The 18,939-nt window shown below is 74.8% G+C and carries 15 protein-coding genes; 5 read left to right on the forward strand and 10 right to left on the reverse strand.

Annotation, left to right across the window (positions count from 1 at the left end; all coding sequences use genetic code 11):
• Window positions 1–97 precede the first annotated feature (97 nt).
• Together ACF1A1_RS22370 and ACF1A1_RS22375 are read left to right on the forward strand one after the other, a co-directional pair.
• Window positions 98–1,174, forward strand: coding sequence for an adenosine deaminase (locus ACF1A1_RS22370; RefSeq protein WP_392002124.1), 1,077 nt, complete (start codon window positions 98–100; stop codon window positions 1,172–1,174).
• A 15-nt stretch (window positions 1,175–1,189) separates the two neighbouring features.
• The gene (locus tag ACF1A1_RS22375; protein WP_392002126.1) at window positions 1,190–1,885 is read left to right on the forward strand and encodes a glycerophosphodiester phosphodiesterase; all 696 of its coding nucleotides are present in this window, start codon (window positions 1,190–1,192) and stop codon (window positions 1,883–1,885) included.
• A 10-nt stretch (window positions 1,886–1,895) separates the two neighbouring features.
• On the opposite strand, the gene ACF1A1_RS22380 is transcribed toward ACF1A1_RS22375, so the two are convergent.
• The gene (locus tag ACF1A1_RS22380) at window positions 1,896–3,557 is read right to left on the reverse strand and encodes an RNA polymerase sigma factor (RefSeq protein ID WP_392002128.1); all 1,662 of its coding nucleotides are present in this window, start codon (window positions 3,555–3,557) and stop codon (window positions 1,896–1,898) included.
• Window positions 3,558–3,851: 294 nt separating this feature from the next.
• Here ACF1A1_RS22380 and ACF1A1_RS22385 point away from each other — a divergent pair, with 294 nt between their 5' ends.
• Window positions 3,852–4,808 carry a hypothetical protein gene (locus tag ACF1A1_RS22385; protein WP_392002129.1) on the forward strand — a complete coding sequence of 319 codons (957 nt, stop codon included), beginning with the start codon at window positions 3,852–3,854 and terminating at the stop codon, window positions 4,806–4,808.
• A 12-nt stretch (window positions 4,809–4,820) separates the two neighbouring features.
• Here ACF1A1_RS22385 and ACF1A1_RS22390 read toward each other — a convergent pair whose 3' ends face one another.
• Entirely contained in the window at window positions 4,821–10,625 is a 5,805-nt protein-coding gene (locus ACF1A1_RS22390) for a TIR domain-containing protein (protein ID WP_392002131.1), read from the reverse strand.
• Between the two features lie 136 nt (window positions 10,626–10,761).
• Here ACF1A1_RS22390 and ACF1A1_RS22395 point away from each other — a divergent pair, with 136 nt between their 5' ends.
• Window positions 10,762–12,180, forward strand: coding sequence for an SLC13 family permease (locus tag ACF1A1_RS22395; protein WP_392002132.1), 1,419 nt, complete (start codon window positions 10,762–10,764; stop codon window positions 12,178–12,180).
• On the opposite strand, the gene ACF1A1_RS22400 is transcribed toward ACF1A1_RS22395, so the two are convergent.
• The 7 genes from ACF1A1_RS22400 to ACF1A1_RS22430 form a co-directional block, all read right to left on the reverse strand.
• A complete protein-coding gene (locus ACF1A1_RS22400; RefSeq protein ID WP_392002133.1) occupies window positions 12,143–13,048 on the reverse strand; it encodes an inositol monophosphatase family protein in 906 nt (301 codons plus the stop codon). The two genes, ACF1A1_RS22395 and ACF1A1_RS22400, sit on opposite strands and share 38 nt — an antisense overlap.
• On the reverse strand, window positions 13,017–13,682 hold the full coding sequence (locus ACF1A1_RS22405; protein ID WP_392002135.1) for a hypothetical protein: 666 nt from the start codon (window positions 13,680–13,682) through the stop codon (window positions 13,017–13,019). The genes ACF1A1_RS22400 and ACF1A1_RS22405 overlap by 32 nt, the downstream gene beginning before the upstream one ends.
• Window positions 13,683–13,706: 24 nt before the next feature.
• Window positions 13,707–14,675, reverse strand: coding sequence for a hypothetical protein (locus ACF1A1_RS22410; RefSeq protein WP_392002136.1), 969 nt, complete (start codon window positions 14,673–14,675; stop codon window positions 13,707–13,709).
• 74 nt (window positions 14,676–14,749) lie between these two features.
• Entirely contained in the window at window positions 14,750–15,280 is a 531-nt protein-coding gene (locus ACF1A1_RS22415; protein ID WP_392002138.1) for a hypothetical protein, read from the reverse strand.
• The gene (locus tag ACF1A1_RS22420) at window positions 15,264–15,755 is read right to left on the reverse strand and encodes an RNA polymerase sigma factor (protein ID WP_392002139.1); all 492 of its coding nucleotides are present in this window, start codon (window positions 15,753–15,755) and stop codon (window positions 15,264–15,266) included. The genes ACF1A1_RS22415 and ACF1A1_RS22420 overlap by 17 nt, the downstream gene beginning before the upstream one ends.
• Window positions 15,752–16,363, reverse strand: a complete 612-nt coding sequence (locus tag ACF1A1_RS22425) for a class F sortase (protein ID WP_392002141.1) — start codon at window positions 16,361–16,363, stop codon at window positions 15,752–15,754. The genes ACF1A1_RS22420 and ACF1A1_RS22425 overlap by 4 nt, the downstream gene beginning before the upstream one ends.
• Window positions 16,360–16,776: a sortase-dependent protein gene (locus tag ACF1A1_RS22430; protein ID WP_392002142.1), complete on the reverse strand. Its 417-nt coding sequence runs from the start codon at window positions 16,774–16,776 to the stop codon at window positions 16,360–16,362. The genes ACF1A1_RS22425 and ACF1A1_RS22430 overlap by 4 nt, the downstream gene beginning before the upstream one ends.
• 210 nt (window positions 16,777–16,986) lie before the next feature.
• Between ACF1A1_RS22430 and ACF1A1_RS22435 the strand changes: the two genes are divergently transcribed.
• On the forward strand, window positions 16,987–17,943 hold the full coding sequence (locus ACF1A1_RS22435; protein WP_392002143.1) for a 5'-nucleotidase: 957 nt from the start codon (window positions 16,987–16,989) through the stop codon (window positions 17,941–17,943).
• A 10-nt stretch (window positions 17,944–17,953) separates the two neighbouring features.
• On the opposite strand, the gene ACF1A1_RS22440 is transcribed toward ACF1A1_RS22435, so the two are convergent.
• The gene (locus ACF1A1_RS22440; RefSeq protein WP_392002144.1) at window positions 17,954–18,826 is read right to left on the reverse strand and encodes a maleylpyruvate isomerase family mycothiol-dependent enzyme; all 873 of its coding nucleotides are present in this window, start codon (window positions 18,824–18,826) and stop codon (window positions 17,954–17,956) included.
• Window positions 18,827–18,939: the final 113 nt, after the last annotated feature.

Consider the following 18,939-nt stretch of genomic DNA (forward strand, 5'->3'; position numbering starts at 1 on the left):
TCTGTCGTGCGTTCCGCAATGCTAAGGCCCGTGCCTGGACAGCGGTGTCCGGCCCGGCTCGGGAGGGCGGCCCGCGGCCCTCCCCCGTCCGCCTACGATGACCCCGACCCACCGATCAGCCGATCACGGGGAGGCCCCCTTGACCCACCGTCTCGACTCCTTCATCGCCGGTCTGCCCAAGGCCGAACTACACGTCCACCACGTCGGCTCCGCCTCCCCGCGGATCGTCTCGGAGCTGGCCGCCCGCCACCCCGACTCCAAGGTCCCCACCGACCCCGAGGCCCTGGTCGACTACTTCACCTTCACGGACTTCGCGCACTTCATCGAGGTGTACCTGTCCGTCGTGGACCTCATCCGCACCCCGGAGGACGTCCGGCTCCTCACCTACGAGGTGGCCCGTGACCTGGCCCGCCAGCAGGTCAGGTACGCCGAGCTCACGATCACCCCCTTCTCCTCCACGAGGCGGGGCATCGACGAGCGCGCCTTCATGGACGCGATCGAGGACGCCCGCAAGGCGGCCGAGGCGGAGTTCGGCACGGCCCTGCGCTGGTGCTTCGACATCCCCGGCGAGGCCGGCCTCGAGGCCGCCGAGGTGACGACCCGCCTCGCCACCGATGACCGTCTGCGCCCCGAGGGACTGGTCTCCTTCGGTCTCGGCGGGCCGGAGATCGGCGTACCGCGCCCGCAGTTCAAGCCGTACTTCGACCGGGCGATCGCGGCGGGCCTGCGCTCGGTGCCGCACGCCGGTGAGACGACCGGCCCGCAGACCGTCTGGGACGCGCTCACCCACCTGCGCGCGGAGCGCATCGGGCACGGCACCAGCTCCGCGCAGGACGAGAAGCTCCTCGCCCACCTCGCCGAGCACCGCATCGCCCTGGAGGTGTGCCCGACCTCCAACATCGCCACCCGAGCGGTCCGCACCCTCGACGAGCACCCGCTCAAGCAGTTCACCGAGGCGGGGGTGCTGGTCACCGTCAACTCCGACGACCCGCCCATGTTCGGCACCGACCTCAACACCGAGTACGCGGTCGCGGCACGGCTCCTCGGCCTCGACGAGCGGGGCGTGGCCGACCTGGCGAAGAACGCGGTGGAGGCGTCGTTCCTCGACGAGCCGGCCAAGGCCGGGCTCAGGGCCGAGATCGACGCCTACACCTCGGGCCGGCTCGCGGGCTGACGCCACAATGAGCCCATGCAGACCGTGACTGCCGTGGCCCACCGCGGCGCCCCCTACCGCTTCCGCGAGAACACCCTCGACTCGCTGCGCTCCGCACTCGACCTGGGTGCGGACGCCGTCGAGATCGACGTACGCCTCACCGGGGACGGCGTGCCGGTGCTGCTGCACGACGACACGTTGAAGCGGCTGTGGGAGCAGGATCGGCCGCTGCTGTCGCTGTCGGCCGCCGAGGTGCGGGGGCTGACGGGGGGCGGGGTGCCGACCCTGGCGGAGGCGCTGGCGGCGACCGAGGGCAGCAGGGTGATGCTCGATCTGCCGGGCACGCGGGACGTGCGGACGGCGCGCCGGGTCGTGGACGTCGTACGGGAGGCGGGGGCGGCGGACCGCGTGTACTACTGCGCGGGCGCCACCGCGATGCTCGCCGTACGCGCCGCCGACCCGGCGGCCGAGATCGCCCTGACCCGTACGAGCCTGGCGCCCGCGCGTCCCGCGTTGCTGGCGGCGGTGCGGCCGCGCTGGCTCAACTACCGCTTCTCCCTGGTCGACCGCGAGCTGGCCGCCCGGGTGCACCGCGACGGCTATCTGCTCTCGGTGTGGACCCCCGACACCCGCCGCTCCATGCGCCGCCTGCTGGACCTGGGCGTCGACTCGATCACGACGAACCGCGTCGACATCCTGTGCGCGCTCCGCGAGGTACGGCCCGCCGGGTGACGCGAGGCGGCTACACCCGGGAACGCTGAGGCACGGTCGCCGGGTCGTCCGGTGTCCCGCGGGTGACGTACTGCGGGACGGGGGTGCCGTCGTCGCCGGTGTCACGGACCAGGCCGTAGCGGACGGCACCCTGGTCGGGGCCGTGGAGGACGTCCTCGTGGACCGCCTCCCAGGTGGAGGGGAAGACGGTGAGGCCGTAGTCGGCGCCGCGTTCGTTCTGGGTGAGGGTGACGCTGCCGTCGAGGTAGAAGTACTCGTTCTGCCACATCTGCTGGGTGCCGGGCGGCAGGACGGCGTAGCCGATGTCGGGGCCGCCCATGCCGGTCACGTACCCGTCGGCATCGCCGCCGAAGGGGTCGTCCATGCGGCGGCCGCCGCCGGAGGCGACGTGGAACAGCTTGCCCTCCAGCCCGGTCCACGACGGCATGACCAGCGCGCCGGGCCGGCTCTTCGGGGAGATCTGCCAGCGCACGAGGACGTAGCCCTGCCCGCTGAGGGTCACGCTGTCGCCGCGGTGCTGCATGACGGCCTTCGGCCCACCGGTGCTGGTGATCCCGGACTCGGTCCGGTGCGGCAGCTTCGCGGGCCGCCGGTCCGGATCGGGCGCGCTGTCGACGGCGTCGACGACGCTGCCGTACCGGGCGGTCTTCTTCTCGGTCACCGACGGGGAGGGCGACGGCGAGGAGGAGGCGGACCCCGACGGTGCGGGGGGCGGCGTACCGGGCGCGGCCGTCGCCGTGGGCACGACGGCCGCACGGGCCGGCGGATCGTCCGGGGTCTGGACGACGACGTAGGCGCCGCCCGCCGCCAGTGTCGCGCCCGCGGTGACCGCGACGGCGGGCTTGGTCAGCGCGGCCAGCACCTTCGCCGACCAGCCGGCCGAGCCGGCGGCCACGGCGGTCTTGCCGCCGAAGGCCAGGGACAGCGTGAAGCCGACGGGCACCGGCACCAGCGCGATCCCGACCATCAGACGCTCCGCCGGTACGACGGAGTCACGCGTGTCCCCGCAGTACCCGCAGCCCCGGATGTGCCGGGCGAGCCGCTTGCGCCACACGGAGTCGGGGCGGCCGTCCCAGCGGGCGGTCAGGTCGCGCAGGGCGGGGCAGGCGCCGTCGAGGGCGCGGACGATGCCCCGGGAGACCTCCAGGCGTTCCTTCATCCGCTGGACGCGCACGGCGGCGTGCTGCCGGCTGATGCCGACGGCCTCCGCCAGCTCGCGGCGGGTGAGTTCGCCCGCGACCTCCAGCCACCACAGCGACAGCAACTGCCGGTCCTCGTCGTCGAGCCAGCGCACCGCCTCCGCGACCTCGCGCCGCTGGCCCTCCAGCTGGAGCTTGAGGACGGTGAGTTCGGCGAAGTCGGCGGCGCCCTCCCGGGGGACGCTCTCGTCCAGCCGCTGCGCGGTGCGGCGGCGCGCCCGGTCCCGGATCTGCCGCATGGCGATCGCCACCAGCCAGGAGCGGAAGCTGTCGGGATCGCGCAGTGAGCCGAGGTTGTCGACGGCACGCAGCATGGTCTCCTGCACGACGTCGTCGACGTCGGCGTGGCCGTTCAGGGCGCGGCCCACGATGTTGTAGACGAGCGGCAGCCAGCCCGCGACCAGTTCGTCCAGCGCGTGCCGGTCACCGGCCTGCGCGGCGGCGATGGTGGAGTGCCAGTGCTGCCCGTCCACGTCGTCCTCTCCGTCCGTCCCGTGCGCCTCGGTTCACCCCGCGCGTCCCCGCACCCTCTCAGGTGGCCCCGGGGTGGCGACCATGCGGGGGATCACCGTGCGGAGACGGGGTGAAGGCTTCGGGGATAACACTTTTTCGGAGCGCCGCACGGGACGGCCTCGAGAGAGTGTGCGACACCCGGTCGCGCGCCCACACCGAGGTGGCCCCAACCGCCCACCGCTTTCCTGATACCCCTAGGGGGTATAAACTGCCGCCATGGATACCCCCCGGCGGTATCAGACCAGGAGCCCGTCATGAACTCCCTTCAGAAGATAGGCGCCTTCGGCGCGGCCCTCACCGTGACCTTCGGCGGCGCCTACGGCATCGGTACCGTGTTCGGGCCGGCCGAGCCGGAGACGAAGAGCGCCGCGCACACGGCCGCCAACGAGCACGGCGAACAGGACACCACCTCGCCGCCGCCCGAGGACCGCACCCCGGCCGGCCTCCAGGTCTCCCAGGACGGCTACACCCTCGACCTGGAGACCACGGCCGTCCCGGCCGGCGAGGGGGCCGCCCTCAGCTTCGTGATCCGCGACGCCGACGGCGACCCGGTGACCCGGTACGAGACCGCCCACGGCAAACAACTGCACCTGATCCTCGCCTCACGCGAGCTGACGACCTACCGCCACCTGCACCCCACCCGTGCCGCCGACGGCACCTGGAGCACGCCGGTCGACCTCCCCGCCGCGGGCGGGTACCGCGTCTTCGCGGACTTCGTCCCGGCCGGCGCGGCGGAGGGCCTCACCCTCGGCTCCGACCTGACGGTCACCGGACCGTACCGGGCGACCCGGCCGCCGGCGCCCGCGTCCACCGTCACCGTCGACGGCTACACCGTCACCCTCGCCGGCGCGCTGAAGTCCGGCGGCGAGAGCGACCTCACCTTCACCGTCCGCCGCGCCGGCCGGCCGGTCACCGACCTCCAGCCCTACCTCGGCGCCTACGGCCACCTGGTCGCCCTGCGCTCCGGCGACCTCGCCTACCTGCACGTCCACCCGCACGAGGAGGCCGAGGGCGAGGCCACGTCCGGCCCCGAGGTGTCCTTCGCCGCCACCGCGCCCAGTACCGGCACCTACCGCCTGTTCCTGGACTTCAAGGTCGACGGAACGGTCCGCACGGCCGCGTTCACCGTGCGCACCGGCCCCCAGGCGACGGCCGCGCAGCCCTCCGGGCACCCGTCCGAGGCCGGCGAGGAGGCCTCCCACGGCCACTGACCGGCGCGTCCCTCACCCCAGCGTCTCCTCCGGCGGCACATGCCGTACCCCCGGCAGATGCCCGTCCAGCTCCCCGGGCTCGAACCGGCACATCCCCACCGCGTGCCAGAACTCGCCCGTGACGTCGCCCTCGAACTTGTACCCGCCGGAGGGAGACAGCGCCGCCCAGCCGCCCGGCAGCCCGACGAGGGTGGCGCGCAGGGTGGCCGGGGCGCCGCCGGGGACGTTCCACAGGCGCACCGTGCCGTCCTCGCCGCCACTGGCCAGCAGCGAGCCGTCGGGGCTGAACGCGACCGCCAGGACCCGGCCGGTGTGGCCGGTCAGGACGGCGGTCGCGCGCCCGGTGCGCGGATCCCACAGGCGGACCGTCCGGTCGTCGCCGGCGGTCGCCAGCAGCGGCCGCCGGGGATGCGCGGCGGCCGTCCACAGCTTGCCGGTGTGCCCGGTCAGCCGGTGCGCGACCGCGCCGTCCCGCCAGATCACCGCCTGCCCGTCCCAGGAGGCGCTGGCCAGCCAGGAGCCGTCGGGCGCGAACGCCACGGCGTACACCCGGTCGGCGTGCCCGTCGAGGACGGCGGTCATCCGGCGCGCGGCCAGGTCCCAGACGCGCACCTTGCGGTCGTCGCAGCCGGTGGCCACGGCCGCCCCGTCGGGCCGGAAGGCGATGGAGCGGACCCGGCCGTAGTGCTCGGCGACGGTGACGACGTGGGCGCCGGTGGCCCGGTACCACAGCTGTACGGTGTCGTCGTCGTTGGCGGTGGCCAGCAGCTTTCCGTCGGCGCTGAACGCCTCGGCCCAGACGTGGTCGGTCTCGACGTCCATCTCGCGCTGGTACTCGCCGGTTCCGGCGTTCCACAGGTACAGGTCGCCGTCGCTGCCGGCGGTGGCCAGCAGGGTGGGGTCGGCGGGGCTGAACACCGCCGAGACCAGCCGGTCGCTCTGCCCGGTCAGCTCCCGCAGCCGCCGCCCGGAGGCGGCGTGCCACAACCGCACGACACCGTCGTTGCCGCCGGCCGCCAGGAGGGAGCCGTCACCGCTGAAGGAGAGCGTGCCGATCCGGCGCCCGTGGCCGCGCAGGATGCGCCGGCCCTGTCCGGTGGCGGGGTCCCAGAGCCGTACGACACCGTCGTTGGCGCCGGTCACCAGCAGGGAACCGGTCTCCGGGGCGGGCCCGTCGCCGTGCGGGCGGAACTTGCACACCCAGACCGAGCCGCGGTGCTCCGCGGGCTGCCGGTTGAGGGGGACGGCGACCGGGTCGGCGTCCGGCGCGACGCGCCACAGCCGGACGACGCCCTGGCTGTCCCCGGCGGCGAGGAGCGTCCCGTCGGGGTCGAACAGCACCTGGTACACCGCGCCCCGGCAGCCGCCGAGCAGCCCGGCGGCGGCCCCCGCGGCCAGGTCCCACAGCCGCACCTCGCCCTCGGTGTCGCCGCTCACCAGGAACCGGCCGCCGGGATGGAAGTCCAGCGTGTAGACGCGCCCCGCGTGACCGGTGAACGTGTGCAGCACCCGCCGCCCGGCCACGTCCCAGACCCGGACCGTCCCGGCCCGCCCGGCGCCCATGTCCCCGGTGGCGAGCAGGGTCCCGTCCGGACTGAACCGGGCCCGGAACACCGCGCCCCGGTGCCCCGGCAGGTCCCCGATCAGCCGTCCGTCGGCGAGGTCCCACAGCCGTACGGCGGCGGAGGCGTCCCCGGTGACCAGGGTGGCGTCGCCCGGTCCGAAGGCGACGGTGTAGACGGGCGCGGAGTGGCCGGGCAGCCGGTGCAGCGGGGCTCCGGTGGCCGTGTCCCACAGGGTGACCACGCCGTCCGCGTCCCCGGTCGCCAGCAACGACCCGTCGGCGTCGAGGGCGACCGGCCAGACGCCCGACGGGTGGATCTCCAGCCGGTGCCGGCAGGCGCCGGAGACCGGGTCCCACAGCCGTACCGTCCCGTCGGCGCTGCCGGTGGCCAGCACCCGCTCCCGGAACTTGACGGCGTAGACGCGGTCGGTGTGGCCCTGGAGCGTGCGCAGGGCGGTGCCGGTGACGGCGTCGCAGACCAGCACCCCGCCGTCCTCGCTGCCCACGGCGAGGAGTTCGCCGTCCGGGCTGTACGAGATGGGCTCGGGCAGCCGGCTGGTGCGCATGTCGTAGCCGTAGGGCACGCCCACCGCCGAGGGCCGGAAGCCGGAGTCGACGGCCATGCCGGGGGCGACGGCGGCGGAGGCCAGTTCGGGGGTGGCGGGCAGGTCGGTGCCGGTGGTCGCCGAGACGAGCGCCGCCCGCCGCCACTTCCCGCCCTCGACGCGGGCGCCGGTCAGGTCGGAGCGGATCAGCCGGGCCCGCCGCAGATCGGCCCCGCGCAGGTCGGCTCCGGTCAGGTCGGCGCCGTCGAGCCGGGCACCGGTCAGCCGGGCGTCGCGCAGCACGGCCCCGGAGAGGTTGGCGCCGACCAGCCGGGCGTCGGTCAGATCGGCGCGGGTGAGGTCGACGCCGGAGAAGTCGCGGTACGACAGGTCCTCCCCGGCGAGGGCGGCGCCGCGCAGGTCGGTGTGGGCGGGCACCCGCAGCCGGGAGAGGATCTTCACGGCGTTGGCGCGGGCGGTCTCCTCGCCCGCGCCGTCGCCGCCCAGGGTGCGCTCGGCCCACTCCTGGCAGGCACGGTGGTCGGCGAGGTCGCACAGGAACTCCACGGCGAGCCGGCTGAGCTGGCACCGGGCCAGCAGCGCGGTGTCGCCGCCGGTCAGCCGTTGGGCGCAGGCCCGGGCGACGAGCCACTCCACCACCGAGCCGTGGATGAACCGGAACACGCCGTCGTCGCTGCGCACCAGCAGGCTGCCGGAGCCGACCGCGTGCGCGGCCTGCGGCACCGACAGTCTGCTGTCGGCGAGCCCGGTCAGGGTCTCGGCGACGTCGGTGAGCTCGTCGAGGCGCAGCGATTCCTGGCCGCTCTCCCAGAGTCTGAGGGCGAGCGCGGTGACCGCGCTCCACAGCTGGTCCAGGGTGAGCCCGGGGGCCCGGCCGGGGCCGCCTCCGGCGCGTTCCGCCTCGAAGCGCAGCCAGGCGGCGAGGACCTCCTCGTAGAGGCCGGCGGGGCTGAGGGCGCGGCCGGCGCCGGCCACCGCGCGCAGCTGGTCGTCGTCGAGGTCGGCGACGAAGCCGAGCAGCCGGGGGTTGCGGCACAGGGCGAGCAGGTCGGGGATGGCGTCGAGGAGCCGCACCCGGCGGTCGGCGGAGCGGTCGTCGCCGTCGTAGCGGTTGACCAGGTAGGCGTGGATCTGCTGCGGGGTGAACTCCTGGACCGCCAGCACCCTGCGGTGCGGGAGGAGGCCGACGCGTTCGCCGAGGGCGGTGAGCACCTGGCCCTGGGAGCGGAAGTGCTGGGTGCGGCTGCTGACGACGATCTTGGCGCTGTCGACGGCCGAGTCCAGGAGCACCTGGAGGCGTTCGGCGGCGCGGTCGTAGGTGACCTGAGTGACCAGTTCGTCGAAGCCGTCGAAGAGCAGCACGATCCGGCCCTGCTGGAGCATGTAGCGGAAGGCGCGCAGGTCGATGGTGTCGACGCCGTGGGCGGCGAGGTGGGCGGCGACCAGCCCCTCGAACGAGTAGGCCCGGTCCAGGGCGTTCAGCTCCACCAGCAGCGGCACCAGGTGCGGCAGTTCGGCCGGGATCCGGCGGGCCAGCTCACGCAGCGCGAAGGTCTTGCCGTGTCCGAAGTCGCCGAGGAGCAGCAGGAAGCGGCCCTGGTCGGAGTCGAGGAGGCGGAGCATGTCGTCCACCAGGCCGTCGCGGTCCTCCGAGCCGAGGCGCTCCACCTCCCGGTACCGCTGCGGCAGGTACATGCCCGGTGGGTAGCGCGGGTCGGTGCGCAGCCGCTCGCTCTGGGCGGCGACGTAGCCGCGCAGGTCGAGCAGTCCCTGGAACTCGGTGAAGCTGCGCACCCGCACGCCCCTGCGGCGGGCCAGGTCGCGCAGGTCGCGGGCGGGCGGCGGGCCGTCGTGGACGAGTTCGGCCTCGGTCTCGGCGTCGGCCGCGTGCACGAGGGCCACGACCCGGTCGACGTCCTCGGCGGTCGGGGTGCCGATGTGCACGGCAACCCGCTGCTGGCGGACGAAGCCGGACTCCTCCCAGGTGACGAGCAGTTGCGGTACGGGTCCGGCCACCGGCCGGATCTGGGCGCCCTCGTGCCGGGTGCGGCAGACCTCCGCGACGCGGGCGAGCAGCGCCTCGGCCGGGGACTGGACCGCGCGCGGCTCGGGATCCGCCGGGGCGTCCGCGGCCGGGGCGGGCTCGTCGGTCCGCGGCCCGTCCGGTCCGGGGCCGAACACGCGGCGGGCCCGCCGCCACTCCGTCCGCCGCCGGTCCGGTTCCCCGGGCCCGTCCCAGACCGCGAGTCCGTCGCCGCCGATGCGCAGCAGCCGGTGCCGGCCGGGGGCGGCGGCGCCGAGCAGCGGCAGCTCGCCGGAGGCGGTGGTGAGGCCGGGGCGGGCCCCGGCGCCCGCGGGGCCGTGCAGGAGCAGGTGGAGCCGGGGCGCGGTGAGCCGGGCGAGGACGTCGGTGTCGCGCAGCGGGCCGCCCCCGTCGGACGCGCTGCCCCGGCCGCTGCCGGGCGGATGCCGCAGCGCCCCGATCCGCAGCCACCCCTCCTCCTCGTACGGCCGCAGCGCCTGGGCGAACCAGGCGGCCTGCTCGGGCCCGACCTGGCCGTACTGGTCGTCGAGCCGGTGGCTGTAGGCCATCGAGGAGTTCAGCCCGGCGACCACCGTGTGCAGTTCGGGCACCGGGAAGAGGGTCCACGGCTGGTCGCTGTCGAAGACGGCGTCCAGGCCCTGGTAGAGCTCCTGGAAGAGCCGGGCGAAGTGCCGCCACTTGGGCCAGTACGGCGGCCGGGGCGGCATCTCGTCGGCCTCGCAGGTGCTGAAGTAGGCCCGGCAGGCGGCCTGGTTGACGTCCCGGCCGCCGGGGACGAGGGCGACCCGGTGCGGTTCGAGGCCGAGCAGGGCGCGCAGCCCGGTGAGGAAGGCGAGGGCCTGGTCGAACTCGCGGGGGCTGCCTGAGGCGGTCAGGTCGCCGGTGACCACCAGCAGGTCGGGGGCGGGGGCGCCGGCGTCGGTCAGCTCGACGAGGTCCCCCCAGATCGCCGCCTGTAGTTCGGCCGGGTCCTGTCCCCGCCCGAAGGCCGGTCCGGCCAGGTGCAGGACGGTGACCGCCTCGCGTCCCGGCCCGCCCGCGGACGCCGGTGGGTACGCCGGTGGCGCCGCGGGCCTGCGCCGCCCGGCCCAGCCGGGCCGCCCGAGGGGCCGGCCGGACGGCGGCGCGGTGGGCGGTGCGGGGGCGGGCGGGGACAGCGGCCCGTTCCCGCCCGGGTAGTCGGGCCGCAGGCTGGGCCGGGCGCGGCCGTCGAGGGCCTGGCGGACCCGGGTGAGGAGCAGGTCGCGGGCGGCCGCCGGATCGGTGACGGGGACCAGGTCGACGTAGGTGATGGTGGCGAGCAGTCCCTCCACCGGGATGTCCTCGACCCGTACGGTGAGCAGGCGGCGCTCCGGGGCGTCCGGGTCGGCGCGCAGGGCCGCCTGCCACTCCATCCGGCCGTACCGGGACCGCTCGTAGTTGCGGGAGAGGACGGCGATGACGGCGGCCGACTCGCTCACGCCCCGGTCCATGAAGTCCACGAAATTGGTGCCGGGGACGAAGTCCCACGCCTGAAGGACCGTGCGGTAGCCCGCCTCCTCCAGGGTCCAGGCGATCCATGACGCCCAGCGTTCGTCGGCCGGTGAGTAGCTGACGAAGAAGTCCAACGGCCCTGACCCATCGATGATCTGACGCTCCCCCATATAGTCATGATGAATGAGCGAGCGTCGATATGCACCGGTTTCGCAGCCAGGATCCTGGCCGGAGGGCCCTGGCCGCGAAACTGTCGGAAAGCACCCCCTGGTTACAGCGGGGCACAGATGTGCGACCCTTCCTCCCGTGCGTGCCATATTGCGTCTGCATGTACTGGACCGGGTGGCGATCGGTCTGCTCGCGACCGGACTGGTGTGCTGGGGCACGGGGTTGCTGCCCTCCGCCCAGGCCGGCGACGCGATGACCCGGATCGCCCCGCTGCTGCCGTTCCTCGGCACGGTGATCGTGCTGGCCGAACTCACGAGCAGGGCCGAGGTCTTCGACGTGGTGGCGGCCCGTGTCGCCCGGGTCGGCCGGGGCAGTTACCCGCTCCTCTTCCTGCTCTGCGTGGCCTTCGCCTCGGTCACCACGATCGCCCTGAACCTGGACACCACGGCGGTCCTGCTGACACCGGTGATGCTCGCCCTCGCCTCCCGCGTCGGCATCGCCGCCGTTCCGCTGGCGATGACGACGGTCTGGCTGGCCAACACGGCGAGCCTGCTGCTGCCGGTCTCCAACCTGACGAACCTGCTCGCGGCGGACCGGGTGGCCCTCTCCCCGCTGGGGCTGGCGGGCCGCATGTGGGCACCGCAGCTGGCGGCGATCGCGGTGACCATGGCGTGCCTGTGGGGCTTCTACTGGCGCCGGGGACGGCGGGGCGCCGCGCGACCGGCCGAGCCGGGCCCGGACCGGCCCGGCGGCGGCCCGGGCGCGGCGCGCGCGCAGGACGTACGGGAGGGGGAGGACGCGCGCGCGTGGCGGGACGCGCGGGTGCGGAGCGACGGACGGCCCCGGGATGACGCCGGGCCCCGGGGTGACGTACGGACGGGGAACGACCTGGGGACACGGGACGACGCAGCGGCGGGGGAGCCCGCGCGGGCGGCGGGTGCCGACCGCTATGTGCCTCCCGGCCCGCACCGCCCCGCCGATCCGGTGCTGTTCCGGGCCTGCGCGCTGGCCTGCGGCGGGTTCCTGGTGGCGATCCTGGTCGCGGACGTCGAGCTGTGGATCGCGTCCGCGACGGCCGCGGCCGTCGCCGTCGCCGCCTTCGCGGTCCGCGACCGCTCCGCGCTGCGGCTGTCGCTCGTGCCGTGGCGGCTGCTGGTCATGGTGCCCGGCATGTTCCTGGTGGTCGAGACGGTCAACGCCAACGGCCTGCACGACCTGCTGGCCTCCGCGGTCGGCCAGGACGGCGGCCTCGGGGGCATGTTCCGCGCGGCGGCGGTCGGCGGCGGCCTCTCGAACGTCCTGAACAACCTGCCCGTCTACCTGGCGGGCGAGGGCGCCGTCCCGGTGGGCAACCACGACCAGTTGCTCGCCCTGCTCGTCGGCACCAACGCGGGCCCGGTGATCACACCGTGGGCCTCCCTGGCGACCTTGCTGTGGTACGAGCGCTGCCACGCCTACGGGGTACGGGTGCCGGTGACCCGGCTGATGGGGACGGGAGCGGTCCTGGCGGTGGCGGCGGTCACGGCGTCGGTCGCGATGCTGGCGGTGACGGGCTGAGGACCGGAACGGGTCCCCCGGCCCCCGCCGCCAGCTCCAGCAGGTGGGGCAGCACCTCCGGCCGCGCCGCGACGAACGACCGCCCCGTGTCGGGGCCCAGGAAGCCCCCGCCGAACTCCCGGCCGTCCAGGTGCCGGACGGCCACCCCGGCCTCCCGGGCCAGCAGCGCCCCGGCCGGCAGGTCGATCGCCTCGGCGCGGTAGCCGACGAAGCCGTCGATGTCCCCCCGCGCCAGCATGGCCCACGCCAGCAGCGGTGCCCACAGCTGGAGCAGCCGTCGGGAACCCAGCTCCAGGGTGTGCCGCAGCGCGCGGACGGCGGGGTCGTCGCGGCGCACCGCGTGCCCCTGGGTCCAGGCCAGCACCGGCCCGGCCGGGGACAGCGGGCGGCCTCCGCCGGCCGCCGCGAGCCTGCCGCCCGGCCCGTGGGCACCGCCCCCGAGCCGCGCCGACCAGGTCCGCCCGCTCACCGGTTCGTGCACCACCCCCGTCACCGGCGCGCCGTCGACGCACAGGGCGACGCCCACCACGTAGACGGGCAGGCCGATCACCACGTTGTTGCTGCCGTCGAGGGGGTCCACCAGCCAGGTGCGGCCGCCCCCGTCGCCGCCCAGGTCACCGGACTCCTCGGCGAGGATCCGGTCGTGCGGGAACCGCTCCCGGATCCGGTCCACCACGATCCGCTCGGCCAGCAGGTCCAGATCGGTGACGACGTCGCCGCGTTCGCCCTTGGGACGGGCGGCGAACCCGTCCGGGAAGCGGGACCTGAGCAGCGCCCCGGCCTCCTCGGCGGCGGCCACCGCCGTACGGCACTCGGACGTGTAGCGGGCCGCGGGTTCAGACGGACGGGGGGTCGGGTTCGGGCTCATGGATCCTCCTGAGGGCGGCCTGGGCGATGCGGACGGTCTGGGCCGCGTCGCACATCCTGCGGACCACTCGGCGGCCCGGGGCCCGCAACGGGCCCAGGGAGAGGTCCGCCCGGCCGGGCAGTGTCCGCCCCAGCACCAGGGTGGCGGCCGGACGGCCGTCCGGCACCACGGTGGTGTGGAACTCGCCCGCCGGAAGGTCGTAGGTCTGGCCGCGCGCGCTGGTCTGCTCGGCGCCCGGCAGACAGCGCACCAGTCGCCCGGTGGGCCGTAGTTCGTCCACCCCCGAGGCATCGCTGTGCACCTCGAACACCCGGTGGGTGGGCCGCTCGGTCTCCTCGTGGACGCCCATGCGCCGGTTGCCCAGCCGTCCGTACAGCACCGTGCTGGTCAGGTCCCAGCTGTGCGAGTGCACCTGGTGCGCCGTCAGGACGGGATCGGCCGGTCCGAAGACGTGCACGCACACGCCGTCCGCGCCGTCCCGCAGCACGGGCAGGCAGACGAACCCCAGGGGATGGCGCACCGCGCGCAGCGCCCGGCGGCCCGTGACCACCTGTTCCAACTCCGATGCGGCCTGCCGCATCACCTCGCCGGCGGCTCCCCGCCGGGCGGCCCGTTCCAGGGCCGGGTAGTCCATCGTCTCCCCCTCGGCACAAGGTGGCTACCTGCGGTACGGGTCCTCCGCCCGCAGGGCCCTGTCGATGATGTCGCCGACGTCACGGTCGGTGAAACTCGTGGGCAGTGGCAGTGCGAGCCGGTCGAGCAGGCGTCTGACCTCGTCGACGGTCGGCTCGTCGCTCAGCGGGGTGGCCTCGCGCAGATCGAGCTTGACCGCCTGCTCCCGGCTCTGGTGCAGCTCGGTGACGTAGTAGTCGTACAGCGGCCGTCCCCGCTCCACGCAGAGGCTGACGCGGCGCGGGTCGTCCTGGGTGATGATCAGGCAGGTGTCGGAGAGGTCGAAGCGCAGGGTCGGCGCCACCGACGACAGGTGCACGTCGATCTCCAGCGTGTCCAGCCGCTGCCGGTGCCAGGCGGCGGCGACCACGGTGGCGTAGGCCTCCTTGCGGGTGCGCTCGGTGGTCCACTCGGTGAACGCGCCGCCCTCCTGCCGATGGCCGAAGGTGCGCCGGAAGCGGGCGTAGGCGGCGCAGACCCGGTCGTCGGCGGGATTGACGATGTCGATCTTCATGCTGAGGGAGCGCCGCTGCCGCTGGGCCTCCACGACGCACTCGGGCAGGGTGACGGCCCGCAGGTAGGTGCCGGTGCCGCCCTTGAACACCCAGCGTGCGGTGCTGCGCCGGGCCTGCTCGTGGGCGAGCGCCACCTCCGGGCCGGCCAGCGTGCGCACCATGGACAGGTCCTCGATGGCCCGGCTCGTGCCCGCGGTCGCGGCCCGGATGTCGGCCAGCCGCCGCCGGCGCTCGGCCAGCGAGCCGTAGACCAGGGCCGCCAGCACCAGCAGGATGGAGCCGGTGACGATGTCGTCGTCGAAGTCCTTGTCCAGGATGTCCATCAGGCCGACCACCAGCGCCAGCGCGATGGCGACGACACCGTCCGCGTTCCTGACCGCCCACGCGATCGAGTCCTCCAGGCGGCGCCCGGACGGCTGCTGCCGTGTCGTACGCGTCACGTCCACCCTCCCCCGACGGCGACCTCCAGGGTAGGAGCAACCACCCCTCGCGAGCTACCGCGCGTGAATCGGCCTCAACGGCGCGTACCCGACGCCGACGGCGCGAGGGACTGCGTATCCGGCGCGGTCGACGGCGTACCCGGCACCGAGGAGGGCACCTCCTGGGCCGGCGACGGTTCCCGGGTGGCGGCGGGGGTGAGGTCCGCGGTGCCGGTGGGGTTGCCGGGTGTCCGGGGATCGGGGACCGGGGCCGGGGTCCCCTCGGTAGGGCCCGGGGCGGCGGGCGCCGGGGACTCCGGCGCAGTGGGCGCGGTCGGGGTGCCGCGCACGGGGGGCGGGGCGAGCGGGACCGTCGGGGACGCGGGCGGCCCGGGTGCCGTCAGGTGCGCCGGCAGCAGGACGAAGGCGGCGACGGCTACGGCGACGGCCGCACCGGCACCGGCGGCGGTGCGCCACAGCCGTCGCCGCCCCGCACGGCGGCGGATCTCCTCGTACCGTCCGGCAGGCGGGCCCAGATGGCCGGAGGGGGGACGCAGGAGGACGGTGAGGGGGTCGTCGGCGTCGCGGTCCGGGCCGTCGTCGAAGTCGTCAACGGGTGTGATCAAGGCTTCTCCCCAGGTGGGCACGGAGCAGTTCGCGGGCCGCGTGCAGGTCGGCCTTGACGGTTCCTTCCTTGCGCCCGGTCAGCACGGACACCTCCCGGATCGGCATGTCAGCGTAGTAGTGCAGCAGGATCGGCACCCGCAGTCGTTCCGGCAGCGACTGCACGAGCAGCCGGACCGAGGGGTCGGCCGTTTCGGCGGGCGGGCTCACGGCGGCCTCGACGGTGGCCCGGCGCACGGCGTTGCGCTCGCGCTCCAGCTTGCGCCAGTGGTCGCGGACCAGGTTGGCCGCGGTGACGTAGAGGAACCCCTGGGGTTCCGCCACGGCCGTCCAGCGCGCCCACAGGCGGGTGAACGCCTCCGAGGCGATCTCGTGCGCCGTCCCGTCGTCGTCGACCAGCCGGCGGCACCAGCCGGCGAGGCGCGGGTAGAGGGCGGCGAACAGTTCGGCCGCCGCCCTCTCACGGGACCGTTTCACCGTTCTCCCGCGACGTCCGGGGCCGCGGGGGGCGCGGCGAACACGATCACGTTGTCGCGGTACCCGTCGTCCTCGCGGGGTCCGCCGCACGTGATGAGCCGCACCTCCGGCCGGTTCACGTTCCCGTAGACCTCCTCCGTCGGGAAGTCCTCCTTGGCGACGGTGCGTACGCGGGTGACGGCGAACACCGCCGCCGTGCCGTTCTCCAGGCGCGCGACGATCCGGTCGCCCCGGCGCAGCCGGCCGAGGCGGCGGAAGACGCCGTCCCCGTACGCGCCCACCGTGACATGACCGAGGATCACGGACGGGCCGGTCCGCCCCGGCGGGGGCGAGTACCGGTACCAGCCCGCCCGGTCGTGCGCCCCGACCGGGGGCACCTCCACGCTGCCGTCCCGGGCGAGCCCGAGCCGCATGACGGGCGTGTCGACTCCGATGGCCGGGATCTCCAGCCGGACCGGGGCCGCACCCCCGGAGGAGTGCGCCGCCGGCCCGGAGGGGCGCGGCGCGGGAGACGTGCCCGCGCCCTGCCCGGCCGGGCGGCCACCGCACCCCACGAGCGGCACCGCCAGGGCCGCGGCGACCAGGGCGCGTCTGGAGAGCGGGCTCATGCCCGGGTCGCCCGCCGGCGCCGCACGACGTGGACCCCGGCGGCGCCCGCGGCGAACGCCACCGCGGCGGCACCCCCCGCGGCCGGCCCGCCCCACGCCCCCGCCGGGTCCGTGGCCGCGCCGGTGTCCGCCGCTCCCCTCGGGACCACACTCACCTGGTCCGGGACCGGCGTCGCGTCCTCGGTGGGTTCCGGCACGGAAGTCGGTGCCGCGGGGGCCGCGGGGGCGGGTGCGGCGGTGGTCGCCGGAGTGGGTGCCGCGGTCGCCGCGGGAGCGGGTGCGGCGGTCGCCGCCGGAGCGGGCGTCGGAGCCGTCCCGTCGGCGGACGCGGGGACCGCCCCCAGCATCACGGCGGCACCCGCGACGGCCAGGGCGGCGGGGCCCGTTCGGGGTATGAACCGTATGTATCGCATCAACCGCTCTCTCTCGTCCGTCCTGCGTCTGTCCTGCGTCTGTCCTGCTGTCACGCATCCGTCCGGCGTCTGTCCCGTCGGACGGATCGAGCGGAGAGACGAGGCGGTGAGGGGGCGGGTTGTAAAGAGAAGGCAAAGTGTGTGATCGGGGGGGCCGTCGACCCCCCAGCAGACGCCGCCGGCCGGCGGCGACGCCGGAGGGGAGCCGCCATGCCGCCGTACAGCCTCGCGAACCGACTGGTCATCGGAATCGCCTCCAGCGCCCTGTTCGACCTGGAGGAGTCCGACGCCGTCTTCCGGCGGGACGGCGAGGAGGCCTACCGCACCTACCAGCGGGAGCACCTGGACGACACCCTCCGCCCCGGAGTCGCCTTCCCCTTCATCCGCCGCATCCTGTCCCTGAACGACCTGGCCCCCGAGGGCGACCCCCTGGTCGAGGTGATCATCCTCTCCCGCAACGACCCCGACACCGGACTGCGGGTCATGCGGTCCATCACGGCGCGTCGACTCCCCATAAGCCGCGCCATCTTCATGCAGGGCCGGGCGCCGTACCGGTTCATGCCCGCCCTGAACATGTCGCTGTTCCTGTCGGCGAACGAGAAGGACGTCCGGGAGGCCGTGGCGTCGGGGCTGCCGGCGGGCCGGGTGCTCGGCTCCGCCGTGGCCGACGACCCCGAGGACAAGGACCTCCGCATCGCCTTCGACTTCGACGGGGTCCTCGCCGACGACGCGTCGGAGCGCGTGTTCCAGCAGGACGGTCTGGAGGGCTTCCGCGCTCACGAGGCCCTGAACGTCGCCACTCCCCACGACGCGGGCCCGCTGCGGGACTTCCTGCGCGAGATCAACACGCTCCAGCGCAGGGAGGAGGAGCGGCGCGGAGCGGACGAGAGCTACGCGATCCGCGTGCACGTCTCCATCGTCACCGCGCGCAACGCCCCCGCGCACGAGCGGGCCGTGCTGAGCCTGAACAACTGGGGGGTGACCGTCAACGACGCCTTCTTCCTCGGCGGTGTCGACAAGAGTTCGGTCATGGACGTACTGAGGCCGCACATCTTCTTCGACGACCAGGAGAGCCACCTCGAGGGCACCTACCGGAGGACTCCGAGCGTCCACATCCCGTTCGGGGTCGTCAACCAGGGGGAGCCTCTCCCCGAGGGGCCCGGGTGAGGCGCCGCCGTCAGTGGACGACGGACACGATCCGGCAGGCGGCCCCGGCGAGTTGACGGTCTCCGCGGATGCGGGAGCGGTCGAGGGCGGTGCCGGGGTCGATGCCGCGCGTGCACAGGCGCCAGGCGGTCTCCGGGTCCAGCCGCACCGCGGCGGCGGCCTGTCCTGCGGGTGCTTCGGCCAGTGACCAGCGGTCCGCGCCGGCGGTCACGGTCCAGGTGCCGCCGGCCGGCCCCTCGACGACGACCTGGAGCTGTGTCCCGAGGGGCGCGGCCGTGTCGCGCAGGGTGTGCGGCAAGGCCCGCATGAAGGTGTCCAGGACGGTGGCCAGGGCGCGGGGCTCGGGGTCGGTGCCCTGGCCGGTGGCGTGCCGGATCTGCTGGCGGTGGGTCCAGTACTCGGTGAACTCCCGGGCGATGTCCAGCCATTGGGGCACCGGGTCGGCCCCGGCCCAGGAGACCCCGAGGCCCGTCGCGTCGAGGTCGGCGCTCTCGAACCGGCGGGCGACCTGGGTGCCGGCCGGTTCCAGGGCCGCGACGAGGTCGGCGGGGCTGTGATCGGCGTGCCGGTCCACCCATTCCTGGTTGGCGCGGTGGATGAACGCCTCCAGCGTCTCCCCGGACGCGGGAGCGGGCCGGTGTCCGTCCCCGTCTCCGCGCCGGCCCAGACGGCCGAGGAAGTCACCGAGGAGGTGGGCGACGACATCGCGCACGGTCCATCCCGGGACGGCGGTCCTGCTCCACTCCTCTTGCCGCAGCTCACGGAGCAGGCGGAGGAGCGACGCCGACTCCCGCCCGAAGAGCGGGCGGGCATCGATCGGCGGGCCCAGCCAGGAGGTGTCGCCCGGACGGCCGGGGCTGTGACGAGGCTTCGTTATGGACACCGGCCAACAGTACAAGAAGGCCATTCCTCCCCCTTTTTCACGGCCCGTCCGGTCGTCCGACGCATTACTGGGGGAATTCGTGGTGACCGTGTGCGCGGCTCTTGAAGGCGACT

The organism is Streptomyces sp. NPDC014995 (assembly GCF_043080745.1).
In the GTDB taxonomy this organism is placed as follows: domain Bacteria; phylum Actinomycetota; class Actinomycetes; order Streptomycetales; family Streptomycetaceae; genus Streptomyces.